Annotated in this window: 18 protein-coding genes and 1 riboswitch; of the genes, 12 read left to right on the top strand and 6 right to left on the bottom strand. The window is 29.0% G+C overall.

The window, feature by feature from the left end:
- Positions 1–604 precede the first annotated feature (604 nt).
- Positions 605–1,234, top strand: a complete 630-nt coding sequence (locus BEE63_RS01390) for an epoxyqueuosine reductase QueH (RefSeq protein ID WP_066023116.1) — start codon at positions 605–607, stop codon at positions 1,232–1,234.
- A 14-nt stretch (positions 1,235–1,248) separates the two neighbouring features.
- Here the strand turns inward: BEE63_RS01390 and BEE63_RS01385 are convergent, their stop codons facing one another.
- Positions 1,249–1,581, bottom strand: coding sequence for a helix-turn-helix domain-containing protein (locus BEE63_RS01385; RefSeq protein ID WP_066019679.1), 333 nt, complete (start codon positions 1,579–1,581; stop codon positions 1,249–1,251).
- A gap of 140 nt (positions 1,582–1,721) precedes the next feature.
- Between BEE63_RS01385 and BEE63_RS01380 the strand changes: the two genes are divergently transcribed.
- Together BEE63_RS01380 and BEE63_RS22005 are read left to right on the top strand one after the other, a co-directional pair.
- Positions 1,722–3,011, top strand: coding sequence for a HAMP domain-containing methyl-accepting chemotaxis protein (locus BEE63_RS01380; RefSeq protein WP_066019678.1), 1,290 nt, complete (start codon positions 1,722–1,724; stop codon positions 3,009–3,011).
- 315 nt (positions 3,012–3,326) lie between these two features.
- Positions 3,327–3,596, top strand: a complete 270-nt coding sequence (locus tag BEE63_RS22005) for a GHKL domain-containing protein (RefSeq protein ID WP_242874642.1) — start codon at positions 3,327–3,329, stop codon at positions 3,594–3,596.
- Positions 3,597–3,681: 85 nt separating this feature from the next.
- Here BEE63_RS22005 and BEE63_RS01370 read toward each other — a convergent pair whose 3' ends face one another.
- Complete coding sequence (locus BEE63_RS01370; protein ID WP_066019676.1) at positions 3,682–4,242, bottom strand: AAA family ATPase; 561 nt, start codon at positions 4,240–4,242, stop codon at positions 3,682–3,684.
- Between the two features lie 294 nt (positions 4,243–4,536).
- Between BEE63_RS01370 and BEE63_RS01365 the strand changes: the two genes are divergently transcribed.
- The 3 genes from BEE63_RS01365 to crcB (BEE63_RS01355) all read left to right on the top strand — a co-directional run bounded on the left by BEE63_RS01365 (position 4,537) and on the right by crcB (BEE63_RS01355) (position 6,506).
- Complete coding sequence (locus tag BEE63_RS01365) at positions 4,537–5,463, top strand: ribonuclease Z (RefSeq protein ID WP_066019675.1); 927 nt, start codon at positions 4,537–4,539, stop codon at positions 5,461–5,463.
- Between the two features lie 144 nt (positions 5,464–5,607).
- A riboswitch (Fluoride riboswitch) is annotated at positions 5,608–5,670 on the top strand.
- A gap of 49 nt (positions 5,671–5,719) precedes the next feature.
- Positions 5,720–6,139, top strand: coding sequence for a fluoride efflux transporter CrcB (gene crcB / locus BEE63_RS01360; RefSeq protein WP_066019674.1), 420 nt, complete (start codon positions 5,720–5,722; stop codon positions 6,137–6,139).
- Positions 6,140–6,152: 13 nt separating this feature from the next.
- Positions 6,153–6,506 (top strand): fluoride efflux transporter CrcB, encoded by a 354-nt coding sequence (crcB, locus tag BEE63_RS01355; protein ID WP_066019673.1) that lies wholly within the window; start codon positions 6,153–6,155, stop codon positions 6,504–6,506.
- 98 nt (positions 6,507–6,604) lie between these two features.
- Here the strand turns inward: crcB (BEE63_RS01355) and BEE63_RS01350 are convergent, their stop codons facing one another.
- Positions 6,605–7,504, bottom strand: coding sequence for a metal ABC transporter solute-binding protein, Zn/Mn family (locus tag BEE63_RS01350; protein ID WP_066019672.1), 900 nt, complete (start codon positions 7,502–7,504; stop codon positions 6,605–6,607).
- 385 nt (positions 7,505–7,889) lie between these two features.
- Between BEE63_RS01350 and BEE63_RS01345 the strand changes: the two genes are divergently transcribed.
- The 6 genes from BEE63_RS01345 (at position 7,890) to BEE63_RS01320 (ending at position 13,690) form a co-directional block, all read left to right on the top strand.
- Entirely contained in the window at positions 7,890–8,450 is a 561-nt protein-coding gene (locus tag BEE63_RS01345) for a tyrosine-type recombinase/integrase (protein WP_066019671.1), read from the top strand.
- Positions 8,451–8,632: 182 nt separating this feature from the next.
- On the top strand, positions 8,633–10,654 hold the full coding sequence (locus BEE63_RS01340; RefSeq protein ID WP_066019670.1) for a methyl-accepting chemotaxis protein: 2,022 nt from the start codon (positions 8,633–8,635) through the stop codon (positions 10,652–10,654).
- Between the two features lie 156 nt (positions 10,655–10,810).
- The gene (locus BEE63_RS01335; protein ID WP_066019669.1) at positions 10,811–11,260 is read left to right on the top strand and encodes a methylglyoxal synthase; all 450 of its coding nucleotides are present in this window, start codon (positions 10,811–10,813) and stop codon (positions 11,258–11,260) included.
- Positions 11,261–11,441: 181 nt separating this feature from the next.
- Positions 11,442–12,245, top strand: coding sequence for a hypothetical protein (locus BEE63_RS01330; protein ID WP_066019668.1), 804 nt, complete (start codon positions 11,442–11,444; stop codon positions 12,243–12,245).
- Between the two features lie 86 nt (positions 12,246–12,331).
- A complete protein-coding gene (locus tag BEE63_RS01325; RefSeq protein ID WP_066019667.1) occupies positions 12,332–13,237 on the top strand; it encodes a ketopantoate reductase family protein in 906 nt (301 codons plus the stop codon).
- An 84-nt stretch (positions 13,238–13,321) separates the two neighbouring features.
- Positions 13,322–13,690, top strand: coding sequence for an HIT family protein (locus tag BEE63_RS01320; protein ID WP_066019666.1), 369 nt, complete (start codon positions 13,322–13,324; stop codon positions 13,688–13,690).
- A gap of 511 nt (positions 13,691–14,201) precedes the next feature.
- Here the strand turns inward: BEE63_RS01320 and BEE63_RS01315 are convergent.
- The 3 genes from BEE63_RS01315 to brnQ form a co-directional block, all read right to left on the bottom strand.
- Entirely contained in the window at positions 14,202–15,323 is a 1,122-nt protein-coding gene (locus tag BEE63_RS01315; protein WP_066019665.1) for a DEAD/DEAH box helicase, read from the bottom strand.
- Between the two features lie 630 nt (positions 15,324–15,953).
- A complete protein-coding gene (locus BEE63_RS01310; RefSeq protein WP_066019664.1) occupies positions 15,954–16,328 on the bottom strand; it encodes a hypothetical protein in 375 nt (124 codons plus the stop codon).
- A 56-nt stretch (positions 16,329–16,384) separates the two neighbouring features.
- Positions 16,385–17,713: a branched-chain amino acid transport system II carrier protein gene (brnQ, locus tag BEE63_RS01305; RefSeq protein ID WP_066019663.1), complete on the bottom strand. Its 1,329-nt coding sequence runs from the start codon at positions 17,711–17,713 to the stop codon at positions 16,385–16,387.
- Positions 17,714–17,941 lie beyond the last annotated feature (228 nt).

Genomic DNA, 17,941 nt, shown 5'->3' with positions numbered 1-17,941 from the left:
GGATAACGATCATATACGGGGTTTGGGTCAAAGACCCATTATCCTTCTTAACTATAAATAGGAACTTTTTACATTATCACCAACAACTCCATATAAGCATTTTATAAATTGCCCAAGCCTCGTGTATGATAATATTGAAATATCTAAGTATTTTACCATTTATACACCAAGATTTATTAGAGCTTTTTTTAGCGAGTTATTAAAATTTCTTAGTATTTTCATTATTAAAAGTTTATCTCCATATAAGCTTTTAATCCAGATTTTCCGCAGCCGAGCGGAAGAAAATCTTCCTTGCCTTTACCATCCATGAGAAGTAACAGTATTTTGAGAACGATTTAAATAAAACTCAATAAGACTTTGCTCCAAATAATGAAAAGACTTAGTAATTTTAATCTGTTTGAGCTTTTTTTCAGCGAGTTATTAAAATTTCTTAGTATTTTTATTATTTGGGGCTTAGTCTTATGAGTTTTATTTAATGTTTCAAAATACTGTTACTTTACACTTTTATTTAATGTTCCCAAAATATTATTACTTCTATCTTTTATTGAGATAATGGTATAAAATTATTGGTGAGGAAAAATAATTTTATATTTTTAAAGGATTGATAAAATTGAAGATAAATTATCAGAAAAAGCTTGATGAAATAATTAATGAAATTGTAGAGCAGCAGAAAGTGCCATCACTATTACTTCACAGCTGTTGTGCTCCGTGTAGTAGTTATGTTATAGAATACTTGTCAAATTATTTTAAAATAACAGTATTTTATTATAATCCAAATATATATCCTGAAGTTGAATATAGAAAAAGGGTAGAGGAAGAAAAAAGATTTATATCGGAGTTTAAAACTAAATATGAAGTGAATTTTATAGAAGGAAAATATGATGATAAAAGATTCTATGAAGAGGTTAAAGGACTTGAAAATGAAAAAGAAGGCGGCAGGCGGTGTTTTAAGTGTTATAAATTAAGACTTTTAGAAACAGCAAAGCTTGCAAAAGATAAAAATTTTGATTATTTTACTACTACACTATCCATAAGCCCATATAAAAATGCTCAGAAGTTAAATGAAATAGGAGAAATTATTGAAAATCAGTATGATGTTAAGTATCTTTATTCTGACTTTAAAAAGAAAAATGGATATAAGCGTTCCATTGAGCTCTCTGGAGAATATAATTTATACAGGCAGAATTACTGTGGATGTATATTTTCTCAAAGAGAACAAAGTGATAAAAAATAAGCACCTAAAGGTGCTTATTTTTTTTTAAAATCAACTATTAACTTTATTATATTTGTTATTAATTTGATTTCACTTGGAGAGCATGTTCTAAGCATATCTGCTATTTCGTTTTGCAAATAATCTTTAGAATAAGAGGCACAACCAGTTAAAAGGAATGAAGGCGTGATATGAAGGAAGTTGCAAATTTTCATTAAAGTTTCTAAGTTGATTTTGGTTTTGCCTCTCTCTATCTTGCTTACGTAAACGGTTGAAACCCCTAAATATTCTGAAAGGTTTTCTTGAGTATAATTTTTTTGCTTTCGGGATTTTTTTATCCGATCGCCGATAATAGAATAATCTATATTCATAAATATCACCCTTTGTAAATATATCATTTATAAAAACAAAATTATATAAACTCATACGTTAATATTACCTAATAAGTTTACAAATATTATTTTATGTTATAAAATTATATTAGGTGTTAAGAAAAAAGGGAGGAATTTATGTGAATTTTGTAAAAAATTTAAAGGTAAGAACAAAACTGATCATTTCTTTTGCATCGGTTGTATTACTTATGCTTATAATAGGACTTGTTTCTATCAATGCATTAGGTGAGGTACCCAATAGCTCTAATGCAATGTTTTCATCTAGGATTATTATTATACTTGTTTCAGTTGGAATTATCGTATCTATATTTTTAACAGTTGCCCTATCTAAGGATATTCATTCAGAATTAAGAAGAATATTACATTTTGCAGAGGCAATTTCAAATTTTGATTTATCAAATTCGTATATTGTTGATAGACATGATGAATTTGGACATGTTAAGGCAGCACTTATAAAATCACAGGAAAATTTAAAGGAAATGGTAGAACAGGTACTAAAAGAATCTGAAGTTGTAAGTTCAGCAAGTGAAGAGCTTGCGGCAACAGTAGAAGAGGTTACATCTAGGGCAGAAAACATTAATGATTCTACAGATAAAATAATTTCAAGTGTAGATACTACTAGTGCTGCCAGTCAGGAAATAAATGCTTCAGTTGAAGAAGTTAATTCTAGTGTAAATGAGCTTTCAAGTAAATCAATAGATGGAAGTAATAACTCTAATAAATCTAAAGAAAAGGCTCAAAAGATACAAGAAGACAGTAAAAAGGCAATTGAAAAATCTGGGTTAATATATGAAGAAAAGAAAAAAGAACTTTTAGAAGTCATAGAGAAAGGCAAAATTGTTGATAGCATAACAATGGTAGCAGAAACGATTTCTAGTATAGCAGAACAAACTAATTTATTGGCATTAAATGCTTCTATAGAAGCAGCTAGAGCAGGTGAAAATGGTAAAGGATTTGCGGTAGTTGCAAATGAAGTTGGAAAACTTGCTGAAGAGTCATCACAATCTGTAGAGAATATAAAAAGTATGATAGCCAAAGTAAATGAAGCTTTTAAATTAGCTACTAAGGCAAGTAATGATATGTTGTATTTTTTGGAAAAGGATGTAAACCCTCAATTTAAAAGTTTTGGAGAAATGGCAGATCAATATTATGAAGATTCCCAATTTGTAAGTGGTATGTCAGAGGAAATAGCTTCAATGTCGGAAGAGATAACTGCTACTGTTGAGCAAGTAAGTGAAGCTACTCAGAGTATGGCAGAGGGTGCACAGAATACTGCGGAATATACCAGTGGAATAAAATCAGCAATAAATGACACTACAAAAGCAATTGAACAGGCGGCTGAAGCGGCACAAAGTCAGGCTCAAAGTGCTGAGCATTTGAATGCTGTTGTATCGAAATTCAAATTATAATAAACTTAAGAGTAAAGCTAATAATATATAAACTTATAAAAAACTTATGAGTTTTATGAGAATAAAGATAGCAAAAATAAATAAAGACTGAAGTGTAAAGCTAAAAAATGAGTCTGCAAAATTAATTTTACAGACTCATTTTTGCTGTAATATTTTGCGAGATGATTTTATGCTTAAAATATTTTTATAAGAATACAAGAAGTATAATGTATGATATTAACAATCATATTAATTGTTTAAGAAGTTTAGCATATGACAATAATATTGAGGAGATAAAAAATAAAGTTCGATTGTGATTTTATATTATTGGAAAAAATGAAAATTGAACCTATTGATTTAAGTGCTATTTTGAACAATACTCTAGATAATGCTATTGAAGCGTGCGAAACAATAAAAAACAATAATATACATAAGTTTATATCTATTAAATCCTATGATAGGAATTCCTATTTAATAATTGCAATTTCAAATAGTACAGAAAAAGGAGTTAGATATGTTAAAAATAGCATTGTGAGCACTAAAAAAGATAAAATGAATCATGGTATATGTATTTATAATATACAGGACTGCTGTGAAGAAGTATAATGGAACTTTTGATATTAAAGAGGAGAAGAATAGAGTTACTATTAATATAATGGTAAGTATATAAAGAAGGTTTTACAGGATTTACCTATAAAACCTTTAATAATTTCTGAAGATCAGCTTGAAATTCTTCAGTAGACGAGTTATTTATAATAAAAAGCCCTTCTAAATCAGGAATAGAATAATTTTGACCTCTAACATATTCATCCCAATTATTTAGCTTCCATGTATCTCTATCCGAATTTCTCTTTATCATTCTTTGATGACATACTTCTATATCACATCTTACCCAAACAGGTACTAATTCTGCATCATACTTTTTTAATTTTTCTTTCAAAGAATTTATATAGTCTTTACTCCTATATTCTTTAGAGAAAGGTGCATTTACAATTACGTGGTCGTTATAAAGGAGGCTTTCAAGAGCAAAGTCAATTGTAGCTACATATTCAGCATCTCTAACATATTCTTTGAAAAATTTAGAATCTCTATTGTATGGCGCATTACCAGCTTTGAAAACCATTTTGGATAGAGGAATTACAGTATCTTTATCTAGGTATACAGGATTGTCTAATTTTTTTGCTAATTCGCCAGAAACATATGATTTACCACAAGCTGGTGGAGAAGCAACTAGTATTAAGTATTTTTTCATAATTACACTCCTTTTGTATGTAGAAATTTTAACATAAACACATGCTTATTATACCATAAAATTTATTGTTGTGATTAAAAACTATTTAAAAATAATAAAAAATAATAAAAAATGATAATAGATATATATCTTTACAAAGAAAATCACCCATAGTATACTTTGGTCTATAGTATACTATGTGAAATTTATAGCATTTTAAATTTTTTTATATGCTTTTTAAAATATAATTTTGCAATTGATTACATTATTTAAAATGAGACCAATAGCAAAATGATTTAGAAAGAAGGTATTATTATGGTAGATGTTTGTCTTTTAGGTTGTGGAGGAAGTCTTCCAACACCAGAAAGAAATTTAACCTCTCTTTTAATAGCTTACAATGGAAAAAAAGTTTTAATAGATTGTGGTGAGGGTACACAGGTATCTATGAAGAAGTTAGGCTGGGGTTTCAAAGATGTAGATGTAATATGTTTTACGCATTATCATGCAGATCATGTTATGGGGATTACTGGACTTTTACTTACCATAGCAAATTCAGGCAGGACAACACCGTTAACTATAGTAGGTCCTGAGGGATTGAGTAAGGTTATTAAAGGGCTTACTGTGGTATCACCATGGTTACCTTATGAAATTGATTTAATTGAACTAGATATGGATTTTAGGGAAGACCCTTGGAATAAAATTTTTCAAATTGAGGATATGGAAATTTTTGCACTGCCAGTGTACCACAGTATAGAGTGTCTTGCATATTCTGTACGTATAAATAGAAAGAGAAAGTTTGATATTAATAAAGCAAAAGAAAATAATGTTCCAATTAAAATATGGAATGAGCTTCAAAAAGGAAATATTGTCAAATATGAAGGAAAAAAATATGACCCTGAAATGGTTCTTGGAGAAAATAGAAGAGGAATTAAAATAACATATTGTACGGATACAAGACCTGTAGATGATTTATATAAATTTGCATATAAGTCTGATTTATTTATATGTGAAGGAATGTATGGTGAAGACGATAAAAAGGATAAAGCAGAAGAAAAAAGACATATGATTTTTTCAGAAGCTGCAAAGATTGCTAAAATTGCTGAGGTTAGTGAATTATGGCTTACACATTTTAGTCCAGCATTAAGTGAACCAAATAAGTATTTACAAAATGCAAAGATCATTTTTGAAAATTCTTATGTGGGCTTTGATAGAAAAACTAAAACTATTAATTTTGAAGAGTAAATTTTATGGAAAATGTAAGTGCATTAGTGAGTAATTTAAAGTTGGATTCGTATACAATAAATGTTTTAAACTCATAAAATAATAATATTGTTTAATATATAGTTGACAACATATAAATGAAGTTGGTAAAATAAATTTATAAAAAATTTTATAGGTGATGAAGTTCACCTTAAATATCCTGTTTGGATTAATGACTTCTACATTTTAAATATGTAGGGGTTTTTTGTTTTTTATAATTGGTAATTGGGAGGTAAATATGAAAAAATATATTGTAATAGGTCTTGGTGGAGCATTAGGAGCCATTTTAAGATATGTAATCAAGAATATAAACATACCTCAATATAGAGAGGTGATTCCAATAAATACTCTTGCAATAAATTTAAGTGGTGCATTTATTTTGGCTCTAATTTTGACTACTGCTTGCGGAGTTGCACATTTTAATGAAAATATAAAATTAGGAATCGCAACAGGCTTCTTAGGGGCGTATACTACGTTTTCTACTATGTGTAAGGAAACCGCTGTACTCATTAATAAAGGTTTCTATTTTTCAGCAGTATCATATATTGGAATATCGGCTATATTTGGATTGTTTTTTGCTTATTTTGGAGATACTATAGCAAAAGAAAAGATATGCACTCTAGTTAATGATGATGATAAAGAAGAGGAAGCATCTTAAGGGGGAATAGTAAATGAATTTTCTTTTATTGGGCGTTGGCGGTGCCTTTGGAAGTATTACAAGGTACAGAATAGGAATTATAGTTTCAAGTAAGACAAACTCTAGATTTCCATGGGGTACATTTATTATTAATATAACAGGAGCATTTTTACTTGGTGTAGTAACTTCGTTAAATGTAGATAAAAATTTATCTCTATTATTAGCGGATGGTTTTTTAGGAGCATATACTACATTTTCAACTTTTATGTATGAGGGGTTTAATTTGTTTGAAGATAGAAAAAAATTGAATGCATTCGTCTATATTTTATCATCTTTAATACTTGGGGTTCTAGCTTTCTATTTTGGAAACGCAGTACTTAAGTTTTAGGAAAAACGTTTTTGATTTTAGATTAAGTCAAATAGTAATATTTAATATAAGCAGAAAAAAATTAAGAATCAAAAATTCTTAATTTTTCTTGCCGTGCATTATTTTAAGCTATTATAGATTCTTTTCAAATTTGAATCCATAGCTTGAATATAATCTTTTTCATCCTCTTTACTTTCTAAGGTATAAATTTTTTTAACATTAGCATGTACTTCTTTTGCAAGAGTATTTGATACTCTAGGGCTTACCATATCTTCTACAAATATAGTTTTTACTTTATTTTTTTTACAGTAATCAACTAAATCTGACAGCTTCTTAGTGCTTGGTTCTCCTTCAGCAAAAGCATCTTCTACACTATTTTGCTTTAAGCCATAGTCTCTACATAAGTAGGCAAAAGCAGCATGCCCTGTTACAAAATTTCTATTTGAAACTGTTTTGAATTTTTCTGAGTATTTTTTGTAAAGTGCATCAAGTTTTTTAGAAAAATCATCGTAGTTTTTAGAATAAAAAGCTCTATTTGAAGGATCTGCTTTTATTAAAGCATTTCTTATATTCTTAGATTCAATTTTAGCATCTTTTAAGCTCATCCATGAATGAGGATCATACTTCCCATGCTCCTGAACTTCACTTGCATCTGCATTTTTTATTGGATTAATTCCCGTTGAAGCTTTAACGGTAATCATACTTTTATAATCCAGCAGTTTTAAAGCCTTGTCTACCCAAGTCTCCATTCCTAATCCACTGTAGACAAATACTTTACAATCATATAATGTTTTTATATCTTTTGCGTTTGGATCAAAATCATGAGGCTCTGTACCATTAGGTATTATAGTTACTATATCAACTTTATTTTTCCCAATAGCATAAGTAAGTTCTCTCATAGCATTGAAGGATACTGCAACTTTTATCTTTTTATCATTAAAATTTTTAGTATTAGTGCAGCTGACAAAAGACATTGTTGTTATTAAAATTATAATTAATGAAAAAAATTTTTTTAGCATGATAACACTCCTAAAATACGATTGCAAATCATTTGCATTAACAGAATAATAATATACATATACAATTTATTTGTCAACTTTTTATAACTTTATTTATATTTATTAGAGAAATCCAAGTAGCACAAGAAGTTAAAGAATTTAGATTTTCTAAGGGAAAAATATGATCCACTTGCAAAGCATGTTAAACCTCATGTTTCTTCAGTATTTACATTTGAAAGCAATCTTACATTTTATGAATATTAATGAAACAATTTATAAAATTTGTTTCATTAAGTATTTATAGTATATTTGCTATTTAGAGGAATGATAGAGCATTTAGCTATGATATAATAATTACATATGTTAAAATAAATAGAAACGTTTTTTAAAACATGGAGGTAATGATATGGTTGTAGAACCTATAAGAGACAAAAAAAAGATAAAGCAAATTTATTACTATTTAAATGGTAAAAATACCAAGTATGGTGTTCTATTTAAGTTTGGATTAAATACAGGACTTAGGATAAGTGATATTTTACCAGTTAAGGTAGGGGATCTTTTTAATTTTAAATATGAATATAAATATTATTTTATACTAAAAGAAAAGAAAACTGGTAAAGTTAAAAAGATTAAATTAAATACTGCCATAAAAAAGGTTATACTTGCTTTTGTAAAAGAAGAAGAATTAGATATGGATTCTTATTTGTTTTATAGCAGAAAGGGTGGACATCTAAAACGTATACAAGCTTATAGAATATTAAAGGAAGCAGCAACGGTTTGTGGAGTCGAAAACTTTGGAACTCATAGTTTACGTAAAACGTGGGGATATTGGACATATAAAGCCTCTAAATATAATATAGGATTGATTATGGATACATTTAATCATAGTTCACAAGCCATAACACTTAGATATATAGGAATCAATCAAGAACAAAAGGATGATTTATATTCATTGGTACAATTCTAATTTTTTTATTTTACTATAGCATATTTTTGGTACTCATAATGGTTTATGCTATATTGTGTAATAAATCTGGATAAATGTAAATCGCTCCAGCCAATATTTTATATTAAATTTAAAGTATTAATAAAAAATTACGATAATTGAAGATAAAGGTATAAATTACTTATAATGCGGGAGGAATATAAATGTCAATCAAAAAGAAATTGTCCATTACTATTTTAATTTTAGTAGCCTTCTCAACAATTATTGTAGGTTCAGTTATATGCATAAATGAAGTTAATGCAATGAACAAACAAAGTAAAGGTGAGATGGCATCAGTATCAAGGCAGTGCGTTGATAATATTTTGTCAGTTGTTAATAAAGAAAAAGCAGTAAATGATTTAGTTGCATCTAGAAGTTCTGTTAGTGATTTAATACTAAAAAATCCAGATGGACAAATATCGCCAGAAGTTGATGCAAATAATAAATGGCTTCAAGATTATGTTAAAAAGGCCGGTAATATATCTCATACATATGTTTTAGATAGTAATCTTAAGGACGTATCTGATAGTAATACTTCATTTATTGGAAAGAGTTATAGTGATAAGGACTATGCCAAAAATGCGCTTTTAGGAAAAACAGTGGTAAGTGGGACAATGATATCTAATACAACTAAAAAGCCTATAATAATATTTGCAAGTCCTGTAATAAAGGATGGAAAGACAATAGGAGTTGTGGCATCATCAGTTGAAGGAGTAAGTTTTTCTACATATTTAAAGAATGTTAAAACTTATAGTTCACCTTCAAGTTATGTATATATGGTAGATGAAAATAAAAAGGTACTATACAATAAAAAAACACAAGATATAGGTAAGCCTATAGGAAATGGAAAAATGAAGGATGTAATAGATGATTTAAGTGCAGGTAAAGCTCCAACCAAGGATTATGTGGAATATAATGATGGAGCTTTGAACAAAGTTGTGTATTATTATCAAATACCTGGTCTAAAGTGGACTTTAGTATTTGTATCATTGAGAAAAGAAATGATGTCTTCTGTAACTAATTCCATATATATGTCTATAATATTGTCAATTTTATTTATAGCATCGGCTTGTTTTATTGGAATGAAAATTTCAAAACGTATTGCTAATCCTATTGTAGATATAGCAACTTTAGCTGATGATACATCAAAGTTAAATTTGATAGAGAATAAAAAGTATGACAAATATGCTGATTCAAAAGATGAAATAGGTACTATTTATAATTCTGTAGCTCGAATTAGAATTACTTTTAGGGAACTTGTAAAAAGGCTTATAGAAGTTTCGAATGGCATAAATGATAATTCTGATATAGTACAAAAGATGACAAAAGAACTTAAATCATATGCTGATGATACTTCAAAGGAAACTGAAAACTTATCTGCTGGAATGGAAGAAAATTCAGCAACTGTAGAAGAAGTATCAGCTTCTACTGGTCAAATAAATACCGCTGTTTCATCTATAGCAGAAAAAGCAGGAGAAGGAGCAAACTTAACAACTGAGATAAATGATATGTCTTTAACGTTAAAAAAGGATTCTGTAAGATCAAAAGAATCAGCTAATGATATATACATGAAGGTTAAGTTAAATCTTGAAAGTGCTATTAAAGGCTCTGAAGCTGTGAAAGAGATAGACAGTCTGGCTAATTCAATTTTACAAATAACAGAACAAACAAATTTGCTTTCATTAAATGCTGCAATAGAAGCTGCAAGAGCAGGTGAAGCTGGAAAAGGATTTGCTGTTGTTGCAGATGAGGTTAGAACATTAGCTGAACAATCAAGTGATATGGCAAATAAAATTCAAAATGTAGTTGAAACGGTAAAATCATCTGTTAAAGCTCTTAATATTGAATCTACCAAGTTATTAAAATTTGTAGATGAAAATGTATATAAGGATTATGATAATTTTATAGATTCTGCTGGGAGATACAGTGAAAGTTCAGAAAAGGTAAATGGGTTAATGAATGAATTCAGTACAACTTCAAGTGAACTAAATTCATCTATAGAAAGTATTTCAGAGGCTATATCTCAAATCGCTGTGGTAGTAAATAATGGTGCAGGAGAAGTTGGAAGTATAGCAGAAAAATCACTTAATATTGTAGAAAAAGTTAAGTTTATTGAAGAGAGTGCAGCGAAAAATAAAAAAAGTGCCGAAGATCTTAAAGACGTGGTAAGTAAATTTAAAGTTTAGGAATAAAGTAATTGATTTATGTAGTAGAATATTATAATATTTATTATTTATAGTTATGATTCGGCATTTAGGCAATAAATTATAAAAATAGCACAAATAAAATTTATATATGTTATAATCTAAGAATAATATCTTTACAAAAGAAGGGATAAAATTATGGATGCTATAATAGGAAAAAAGAAAAGAATAGCTTTAGTTGCACATGACAATAGAAAAAGTGCATTGATTAACTGGTGTAAAGCTAATTATGAGATTTTGAAGAAACATGATCTTTGTGGTACCGGAACTACTTCAAAACTCATATCGGAAGCTACAGGACTTAAAGTTTCACCATATAAGAGTGGTCCTATGGGTGGAGACGAGCAGGTAGGAGCAAGCATAGTAAATGAAGAAACAAATTTTATGATTTTTTTCTGGGATCCGCTTACAGCTCAGCCACATGATCCTGATGTAAAGGCGCTGCTTAGAATTTCTGTTTTATATGATATACCTGTGGCAATGAACGAAGCTACGGCAGAATTTTTATTGAAATCACCGCTTATGGATGATGAATATGAAAAGCATGAAATAGATTATTATGAAAAGATACGAAAAAATAATTTTTAATTTGTGCATATTTTTGAGAGATAAAGTGCAGCTTTAATTTCATATTATAGAAGAATATAAAGCCATAGCTATTATGTATTATATAGGAAAACCAATGCTTAATTGAGTAAATAGTTTAAGCTATTTCATTAGAAATACATCCGAGTTATTTTATATATTAATAGTGAATGGAGGGGCTAATATGAAAGATATTAACTTAGGTTATAATGCTCAACATGGCAAGAAGATAATTTACGGCTTAAAAGATAAAATTGCAGAACTTATAGAAAATAAAGAGTACCTCTTATACTTAAAAAAACCTAGTTTGGAGGCCAAGTATATAGATAAACTTGGTAAGTATGAAGAACGTAGATTAAAGCTGGATTTGAATGTTAAAATCCTAAAAAAAGAGCTTGAAACAAGAAAAAAGTTATTACTTAAAGAAAAAGATGCTAAGGAAGATGAAGGTACAGACATATTTGATTTTGAATTTAAAGTTTTAAATAATAGGATTAGAGAGCTTATAGAACAAATTGGGCAGTCTCAAAAAATTCTTAACAAACCTAAATTAAGCACAGAAGATATTATTATTAGAAAGAAATTATATATTAAATTAGCAAGGCTACTTCATTCAGATATTAATAAGGTTAATATGGAAAATAAGTCCTTATGGAACAAGGCAGTAGAAGCTTATAAAACTGATGATATTGATAGATTAAAGGATATATTAAATATTATTAATGACAAGAATAAGCATACTGAGGATGACAATGTAAAAACTCAAATTGATATGATAAGTGAAATAGAAGAGCTGAAAAAGATATTTTATGAACGGAATAAAGAAATAGAGGATATTAAAAGAACATTTCCTTTTAATTTTGAGAATGAAATAAATGACTCAGAATGGAACAAAAACAAAGTAGGTCAAATTATAAGTAGTATAGAAAAGCTTAAGGTAGAAGAGAGAAAGTTAAATGTAGTGTTAAGTGAATTTAGAGTAAAATGAATATATAAGGCCATTTCAAAATAAAGTATTTTGAAATGGCTTTTTTAAGAAAGTAAAGATACCGTATAAAGTGAGGAGTGAAAATATTGGGGAAAATACAAAAAATATCAATGATAGGCATGGGAGCTGTTGGCTGCGCTTATGGCAAAAATTTGTATGATTTAAATCCTGAAAACTTTAAAGTTATAGCATCAGGAGAAAGAAGAAGTAGATATGAAAAAAATGGATTTGTAATAAATGGGAAACACTATGATTTTAAATGCATATCTCCAGAGGAAAAGTGTGAAAAGGATGACCTGGTTATTATAGCCGTGAAAGAAAATCAGCTTCAGGAGTCTATAGAACAAATAAAAAATCATGTAGGGGAAAACACTATAATACTTTCTCTTTTAAATGGTATTACAAGTGAAGAAAAAGTTGGAACAATTTATGGCATGGAAAAAATGCTGTATTCGTACTGTGTTATTGAGGCTATTAGAAATGAAAATGAAGTGCATATACCAGGAAAATATAAAATAATATTTGGAGAAAAAGATAACCACACTTATTCAGAAAAAGTTAAAGCGGTTGAAGAGCTTTTTAGTAGAGCCAAAATAAACTATGACGTTCCAGAAAATATGCTTCGTTCCATGTGGTCAAAATTCATGATGAATGTTGGAATAAATCCTGTATCAGCATTACTTAGGGCAAATTATGGTGTGTTCCAAAACAATGAATATGCTAGAAAAATCATGGTATCAGCTATGAGGGAAGTAGTTCAGCTGTCAAAGAAAGCAGGTATAAATTTGGACGAAAATGATATTAAAGGATGGATAAAGGTATTAGATTTCTGTAGTCCTGATGGAAAAACTTCAATGTGTCAGGATATTTTAGCAGGTAGAAAAACAGAAGTTGATATATTCAGTGGAGCTGTTTGTGAGCTAGGATTAAAGTATGGTGTTGATACTCCTGTTAATAGGACTATTTTTAATATGGTGAAAGTTATTGAATAATTAATTGGAACTTTAATTATAAAGATTATACGGTGTTTTGAATTTGTGGTAAAATTATTGCTGTAAAGGAGATGTTTCGTTCTTATGGAGGAAAATAATTGTCCATTTTGCTTGAAAGATAATATGGATATAATATGTGAAAATAAATTATCATTTGCAATACTTGATAAAAATCCAGTTAATGAAGGGCATACATTAATTATTCCTAAAAGGCATTTTGCGTTCTTTTTTGAAGCATCTGCAGAAGAAGTAATGGCTATGTATAGTCTTCTCCATGAAGCAAAGGAAATACTGGATATTCAATATGAACCGTCAGGATATAATATAGGTGTGAATGTAGGATATTATGCAGGGCAAACAATAAAACATATGCATATACATCTTATCCCAAGATATAAGGGAGATGTGGAGGAGCCAAAGGGCGGCATAAGAAATTTTAAGAGAAGCATATAGTGCGAAGTAATAGTATTTTGAAACATTAAATAAAAATCATAAGACTAAGCTTCAAATTATAAAAATACTAATAAATTTTAATAACTCGCTGAAAAAAAGCTCAGACAAATTAAAATTTCTAAGTCTTTTTATAATTTGAAGCAAGTCTTATTGACTTCTATTTAAATCGTTCCCAAAATACTATTACTTCGCTTAAAATAAAAGCAAGGTAAATTTTTCTCCGCTTCCCTGCGAAAAATAATATATTAACCTAGTTTTGCTCCAAAATCAAATTAACATTGATGAAGTAACGATTTTAAAAAAACTCTAAGTATTTTATGATTTTCAATTAGATTTTTTAATTAGGGAATCAAGGCTATTAGTTGTAAATATTAAAATAGTCTATATTTTATAAAGAAGGATAATGGGTCTATGACCCAAACCCCAGTTATGATAAAATTCATAGAGCTTTTTTAATGTTACAAATCAATGTTAATTCGCAATATTTTTAAACTACAAATTATTAATGATATTATTTATTTTTAGATTCAGTTAAATTTCTTACAGGTATGTTGAATTTAATTGCTTTTTCTATATCTGTAAGCATTTTTTTATTCTTTGGGTCTACAAATAAACAAGTGTAGCCTTTCTCACCAGCTCTTCCTGTTCTACCTATACGGTGTATGTAGCTTTCAACACTTTCAGGAATATCATAATTATATATATGACTTACACCGCTTATGTCAAGTCCTCTTGAGGCTACATCCGTGGCTATTAAATATTGGAAATCACCATTTCTAAAGGACTTCATTATTCTTTCACGTTTTGATTGAGATATATCACTGTGCAGTTTTTTACAGTCATAACCACGGCCGTAAAGAGCCACTTCAAGTTCGTCTACTCTTCTTTTAGTTCTGCAGAATATGATAGCCATGAAAGGATTATCTTGATCAAGAACAGAACATAAAGCATCCTGTTTTTTTCTATCCGTAGTTTCTACTACATTTTGTGTAATATTACTAACTGTAATGTTTTCTTTTTTTATAGATATAGTTAAAGGATCTTTCATATACTTAAAAGCTAATTTTTTAACATCAGAATTTATAGTCGCAGAGAAACAAAGGGTCTGATGTTTTTTAGAGGTTACCTTAATTATAGACTCTACATCATTTTTAAAACCCATCAAAAGCATTTGATCTGCTTCATCTAGTACAAGGGTTCTTAATTTGCTTAAATCTATAGTTTTTCTTTCAATGTGGTCTAAAAGTCTACCTGGGGTTGCAATAATAAGATGAACATTTTTCTTTAATTTTTTTAATTGTGATGATATATCCTTGCCACCGTAAGCTGAAAGAATATTAATATCCTTGGCTTCTTTAAGTTTTTGAGCCTGCTCCGTTATTTGAATGGCAAGTTCCCTTGTGGGAGTCACAATGAGTCCTTGAATTGCATCAATAGAAGCTGATATATTTTCAAAAAGAGGAAGCAAAAATGCAAGAGTTTTTCCAGTACCTGTCTGTGATTCGCAAATAATATCCCTTCCTTTTTTTACATTAGGAATACTTTGTATTTGAACAGGAGTTGGCTCTTCAATACCATTCTTTTTTAGTACTTTTATTATAGATTCGTTTATACCTAATTCTTTAAAGTTCATTATTTTCTACCTTTCGTTATAGGAAAACAATATAATAATGTAAGTTTTCCTGTAGTACTATGATTTTTTTAGTTTTTAGCATAATTAATAATACCACACTGTTAGAACTATTACTAATAGTAATATAATTACTTTGCTTAAAATAAAAGCAAGGCAAGTTTTTCTCAGATTCACTGCGAAAAATACTATAGTAGAACATGTGACTTTATTAATAATATGGATAACAAAGTAAATCAGCTATTTATACTTAAAATTCCGTAGGTACGTAGGAACTTTTTCCTTGCCCTATACTCTAAGTGAAGTAACAGTGATGAAGGAACGATTTAAAAAATTCTAATGAATGTTATCATGCAAGAGGTTTGGGCTTTGCCCATTATCCTTCTTTACTTAATATAGGCAATCTCTATATTATAAAAGATTTAGATAAGCCTTTAAATCGAAGCTGTTAGCTGTAAACATTAAGATAGCCCATATTTTATAAAGAAGGATAATGGGTCTATTGACCCAAACCCCACGTATGATAAGACTTATAGAATTTTTTTAATGTTGCAAATCACTGTTACTTCTCAATATAAAAAAATAGGTGCTAATTAATAACACCTATTTTTAGTTTAACCATGAACCTTATGTTTATGATCTTTTTTTGAATTCAGTTCCGCATTTCTTACATGTAACAATTATTTTGCCTTGTTTTCTTGGTACCCTGAGTTTTTGGGAACACTTTGGACATTTAAAAGTTTTATATTTTCTAAAAGAGGAGATTTTTTCTTTAATATTATAAATTTTTCTGTTAATAATGAGAGAAAAATCTTTAAAAGATTGAAGCTCACGATATCTTTTATATTTGTTTTTAGAAATACTTCTAAATAAAGCAAAAATTATTAATCCAAGTCCAAATACAGCTGTGTACTTATTTATTAAGAGAATCAAACCCATTATTGATATATAAGTTGAAAATCTATCCCAACCATAGGAATCCTTAAAGTATCTAGTGTACTTATTCATTTTAATTCCTCCTAAAAATACAAGTTAATGTATTCTAACATATATCAATAATTTATTCAATCTGTAACTGCTTCTGTTTTTGTACAAAGACTAATTAAACATCCTAAAATAGCACCAATTAAAGCGGGAGCAATCCATCCGAGTCCTTTAGAATAAAGAGGTAAATAGTTAAACAAATTGTTCAAGAAACTTATTTTTAATAAGGCTTGGTTCAAGGAATCTAAAATACTAAAAACTGATGTAAATACCATACATAATACATAAACGTACTTTGAACCTTTAAACAGATTGTTTGCTAAGAATAACAGCATAAGTACTATTGCCATGGGATAAATTGCATTTAAAACAGGTACAGAAAAAGTAAGTATTTTAGTGAGCCCTACATTTGCAAACAGCATACTTGATAAACTAAGTATTATTGCCCATGTTTTATAAGATATTTTATTTGGAGTTAAACTCGCAAAATATTCACCGCATGAGGTAATTAGTCCTACTGCAGTAGTAAGACATGCAAGTGCAAATATGGCACCAAGTATTATAGCTCCAAAATTTCCAAGTAAATGTAGTGTAGCACTTGTTAATATTTCTCCACCATTTTGAGCATTTAAAGTTATGCTTCTGCTAGAGGCCCCAACGTATGTAAGCATAGCATAAAATGCAATAAGAAGTAGTCCTACTATTAATCCTGCCTTTATTGAATAGGATACTACAGATTTTTCTTCTTTAACGCCCATGGACTTTAGGGTATAAGAAATTACAATTCCAAAATTTAAAGCGGCAATGGCATCCATTGTCATATATCCTTCTGAAAATCCCTTGAAGAAAGGGAAAGCAGCATAATCCCCTTTAGGAGCGCCAAAAGTACCTATGGGATGTATTAAACTTGCAACAAAAATAACTAAAATCAAAATTAGCATTATAGGAGTAAGTATTTTACCTATACGATCTACTAGTTTAGATGGAGTTAAACTTAACCAAAGCGCAATTCCAAAATATATTAATGTATATATAAATAGAGGAAGCGGACCTGAAGTTATATGCTTAGGTAAAAACGGAGCTAGTCCCATTGTATATGCAATGCTTCCTGTCCTAGGAGTTCCTAAAAAAGGTCCTATTGATAAGTAAATTAAAATTGTAAAAATTAGTGCAAAAGTCGGACTTACACGACTTGCAAGGTTATATAGTCCATTTGATTTAGATACTATAACTACAGCTAAAATTGGAAGCCCTACAGCAGAAATAATGAAACCTCCAAAGGCAATCCACACATATTTTCCAGACATTTGTCCTAGAAAAGGTGGGAATATTAGATTGCCAGCACCAAAAAACATAGAAAAAAGTAATAGACCAACAAAAAATGTGTCTTTTTTAGATAATTCTTTCATAATTACATTCCTCCAAAATATAAGTCTATAAAATAATTAAATATATAGGGGTATTGAATATCATATATTTTTGTGTTTCTCGAGAAAACAAAAAAACTCGTCCCTAATAAAGGGACGAGTTGAAATCGCGTTACCACCCTGATTCTATAAATTATATAAATATATAGATAATTTATAGCAGCTCTAATACGTACACTGTTGATACGCTTTCCTTTTAACGGTGGAATT

It is taken from the genome of Clostridium pasteurianum, assembly GCF_001705235.1.
Lineage (GTDB): Bacteria > Bacillota > Clostridia > Clostridiales > Clostridiaceae > Clostridium_S > Clostridium_S pasteurianum_A.
The sequence above is the reverse complement of the archived record's forward strand: the minus strand, read 5'-3'. Positions and strand labels throughout refer to the sequence as shown.

Bases quoted from the DNA above. Each gene is read 5' to 3' on its own strand.
- BEE63_RS01315 (WP_066019665.1), bottom strand. From the start codon at position 15,323: ATGAACTTTAAAGAATTAGGTATAAACGAATCTATAATAAAAGTACTA.
- BEE63_RS01320 (WP_066019666.1), top strand. From the start codon at position 13,322: ATGGAGGAAAATAATTGTCCATTTTGCTTGAAAGATAATATGGATATA.
- BEE63_RS01310 (WP_066019664.1), bottom strand. From the start codon at position 16,328: ATGAATAAGTACACTAGATACTTTAAGGATTCCTATGGTTGGGATAGA.
- BEE63_RS01385 (WP_066019679.1), bottom strand. From the start codon at position 1,581: ATGAATATAGATTATTCTATTATCGGCGATCGGATAAAAAAATCCCGA.
- BEE63_RS01335 (WP_066019669.1), top strand. From the start codon at position 10,811: ATGGATGCTATAATAGGAAAAAAGAAAAGAATAGCTTTAGTTGCACAT.
- BEE63_RS01330 (WP_066019668.1), top strand. From the start codon at position 11,442: ATGAAAGATATTAACTTAGGTTATAATGCTCAACATGGCAAGAAGATA.
- BEE63_RS01365 (WP_066019675.1), top strand. From the start codon at position 4,537: ATGGTAGATGTTTGTCTTTTAGGTTGTGGAGGAAGTCTTCCAACACCA.
- crcB (WP_066019673.1), top strand. From the start codon at position 6,153: ATGAATTTTCTTTTATTGGGCGTTGGCGGTGCCTTTGGAAGTATTACA.
- BEE63_RS22005 (WP_242874642.1), top strand. From the start codon at position 3,327: ATGAAAATTGAACCTATTGATTTAAGTGCTATTTTGAACAATACTCTA.
- BEE63_RS01340 (WP_066019670.1), top strand. From the start codon at position 8,633: ATGTCAATCAAAAAGAAATTGTCCATTACTATTTTAATTTTAGTAGCC.
- crcB (WP_066019674.1), top strand. From the start codon at position 5,720: ATGAAAAAATATATTGTAATAGGTCTTGGTGGAGCATTAGGAGCCATT.
- brnQ (WP_066019663.1), bottom strand. From the start codon at position 17,713: ATGAAAGAATTATCTAAAAAAGACACATTTTTTGTTGGTCTATTACTT.
- BEE63_RS01350 (WP_066019672.1), bottom strand. From the start codon at position 7,504: ATGCTAAAAAAATTTTTTTCATTAATTATAATTTTAATAACAACAATG.
- BEE63_RS01345 (WP_066019671.1), top strand. From the start codon at position 7,890: ATGGTTGTAGAACCTATAAGAGACAAAAAAAAGATAAAGCAAATTTAT.
- BEE63_RS01370 (WP_066019676.1), bottom strand. From the start codon at position 4,242: ATGAAAAAATACTTAATACTAGTTGCTTCTCCACCAGCTTGTGGTAAA.